2 protein-coding genes, 2 tRNA genes and 1 pseudogene are annotated in these 2,501 nt (G+C 68.7%); 4 read left to right on the top strand and 1 reads right to left on the bottom strand.

The genetic code is table 11. The features are described 5' to 3' along the window. From WBA11_RS14505 to WBA11_RS14495, 3 genes and pseudogenes are all read left to right on the top strand, one after another. Window positions 1–186: pseudogene (locus WBA11_RS14505) on the top strand (hypothetical protein); the annotation flags it as partial. Window positions 187–339: 153 nt separating this feature from the next. Continuing rightward, window positions 340–412 (top strand) — tRNA-Phe (locus tag WBA11_RS14500). Between the two features lie 96 nt (window positions 413–508). Beyond that, a tRNA-Asp gene (locus tag WBA11_RS14495) sits at window positions 509–582 on the top strand. A 154-nt stretch (window positions 583–736) separates the two neighbouring features. Here WBA11_RS14495 and WBA11_RS14490 read toward each other — a convergent pair. After that, window positions 737–1,609 (bottom strand): NAD(+)/NADH kinase, encoded by an 873-nt coding sequence (locus tag WBA11_RS14490; RefSeq protein WP_424521378.1) that lies wholly within the window; start codon window positions 1,607–1,609, stop codon window positions 737–739. 67 nt (window positions 1,610–1,676) lie between these two features. On the opposite strand from WBA11_RS14490, the gene WBA11_RS14485 reads away from it, so the two are divergent. Then, window positions 1,677–2,501 (top strand): NAD(P)/FAD-dependent oxidoreductase (locus tag WBA11_RS14485; RefSeq protein WP_424521377.1); only part of this gene is annotated, 825 nt, incomplete at its 3' end.

Genomic DNA, 2,501 nt, shown 5'->3' with positions numbered 1-2,501 from the left:
GGCTCGTGCATCTTCATGCACGTCTGGCGCGGCCCCGGCACCTCGACCGCGGGCTGCACGGCGATGCCGGACGAACGACTCCAGTCCGTCATGGCCTGGCTCGACGCCGACGCGGCGCCCGTGCTGGTCCAACTCCCAGAGTCGGCGCGGGACGCGCTGAGAGAGCCCTGGGGGCTGCCGGAGTAGCCCGTTGGCTCCGCCGGCCTGACGGCTCTCGAGGTCGTCGCCTCTTCACTGAGTCTCGGTCGCTCCTGTGTTGTCGAGAATGCTCGGTACCCGCGTATATTCGGCGCCCGGTCGTCCTCGAGGCTTTGCCTCATGGGTGGCCGCTTGTTCCTTGGTCGAGTAGCTCAGTTGGTAGAGCAACGGACTGAAAATCCGTGTGTCGGCGGTTCAAGTCCGCCCTCGACCACGTCCGCTGGGCGGCGCCGCGCGAGCGGTTGAAGATCCAGCGGAGCGCGCGCCGCTTTGCGCGGCCCCTCGCGGGCTTCGTAGATTGGTCGCACTCGGCCCGGTAGTTCAGTTGGTTAGAACGCCTGCCTGTCACGCAGGAGGTCGCGAGTTCAAGTCTCGTCCGGGTCGCGAACGCCCCCGTTTCTTCGGAAGCGGGGGCGTTTTCGTTTGGTGGCAGAGGAATAAGCCATACCGGATGGAGGGATGAGGGCGTCATTGGCGCCCTCGAGGTCGGCGTCGCGCAGGGAACGGCCCTCCGTCCTCGAGGACGGCCGCCCCTCCCTTAAAACACCCCCCCACGGCCCCACGAGAGCTTGTCGCGGACGGTCGAGAAGTAATCTTTCCCCGGCAGCGTCACCAGGCGGACGACCTCCTCGGACCGTTTGATGCGGACCGTCGCGCCGCCCTCGAGGACGACCGAGAACCCGTCGCAGGCGAACGCGAACGGGTGGTCGCGTGTCTCGACCCGGAGGACCAGCTCGGCGTCGCAGGGGAGCACGATGGGCCGGGCCGTGAGCGTGTGTGGCGCGATCGGCGCCACGACGATGGTGTCGGATCCCGGTGTCAAGATCGGGCCTCCGACTGAGAGGGCGTAGGCCGTCGAGCCGGTCGGCGTCGCTACGACCAGGCCGTCCGCCCAGTACGTGTTGAGGGCCTCGCCGTTGACCGTCGCCTCGACCTGGATCATGCTCGTCGTGCCCGACTTGTCCACCACGACGTCGTTGAGCGCCCACGACGGGACGCCCTCGAGGCCGGGCACGTCGAGCTCGACGTCGAGCGTCATCCGGTCCTCGACGCCGGTCTCTCCGTCCTCGAGGGCAGCGAGCGCGGCCTCGATCTCGGAGACCTCGACCTTGGTCAAGAAACCGAGCCGTCCGATGTTGACGCCCAGAATGGGCAAGCCGCCCGCTCGGTGCGCCGTGCGCAACAGCGTGCCGTCGCCGCCGAACGAGAGCAGGACGTCCGACTGGGACAGGTCGTCCGTCGTGCGGTCCTCGAGGACGGAGCCGTCGACGAGGCCTCGGTCATCCAGGCCCTGAGCGAGCGGCGGGTCGATCCAGAAGGGGAGGCCGCGCGCGTCGAGCCAGGCCGTGAGGTCGCGGAGCGGCTCCCAGACAGCGGGTTTTGTCGGGTTGCCGGTAATGCCGTAGGTCATATCAACGTCGAGGGGTGCAGGTACGTCCCTCGCCGGGCTACGTTCTGACCGTCACTTCCGCACGAGCATGGACGTCGTCATCGTAGGGAACGGGATCGCCGGCGTCACCGCCGCGCGCCACGTCCGCAAGGCCGACCCCGACGCCACGATCACGATCATCTCAGGCGAGGCGAAGGAGCCCTACGCCCGGACCGCGCTGATGTACGTCTACATGGGCGTCCTGACGCGCGAGCATACCTGGATGTACGAAGAACGCTTTTGGCACGAGAACCGGATCGAGCGCGTCGTCGACCACGCTCGTGGCCTGGACGTCGAGGCCCAGACGCTCGACCTCGAGGGCGGGCCAATTCCGTACGACCGCTTGCTCGTCGCGACCGGCTCTCGGCCAAACATCCCGCCGTGGCCCGGCGCCGACCTCCCCGGCGTGCAGGGCCTCTACCACTGGGCTGACCTGGACCGCCTCGAGGCCGCCACGCCGGGTGCCAAACATGCCGTCGTCGTAGGAGGTGGGCTGATCGGGGTCGAACTCGCTGAGATGCTGACCGTCCGGGGTGTCGACGTCACCTTCCTGGTCCGCGACGACCGCTACCTGCCAAACGTGTTCTCGCCCCAGGAGAGTGCACTGGTCGCCGACGCGATCCGCGCGCACCACGTCGACCTGCGCTTCGGCGTCGAGGTCGCGTCCATCGAGGGCGACGGCCATGCCGAGTCGGTCGTGACGACGAATGGAGACCGCCTTCCGGCCGATGTCGTCGGCGTCGGGACGGGCGTGGTGGCGAACACCGAGTGGCTGGGCGGCGCCCTCGAGGTCAGACGCGGCGTCCTGGTCGATGCTGAGCTTCGGGCCTCGGCGCCCAACGTCTGGGCCGCCGGCGACTGCGCCGAGCTCCGC

It is taken from the genome of Rubrivirga sp. (assembly GCF_049648075.1).
In the GTDB taxonomy this organism is placed as follows: domain Bacteria; phylum Bacteroidota; class Rhodothermia; order Rhodothermales; family Rubricoccaceae; genus Rubrivirga.
Note: the sequence above shows the minus strand (reverse complement) of the source record. Positions and strands in the feature narration are given on the sequence as shown.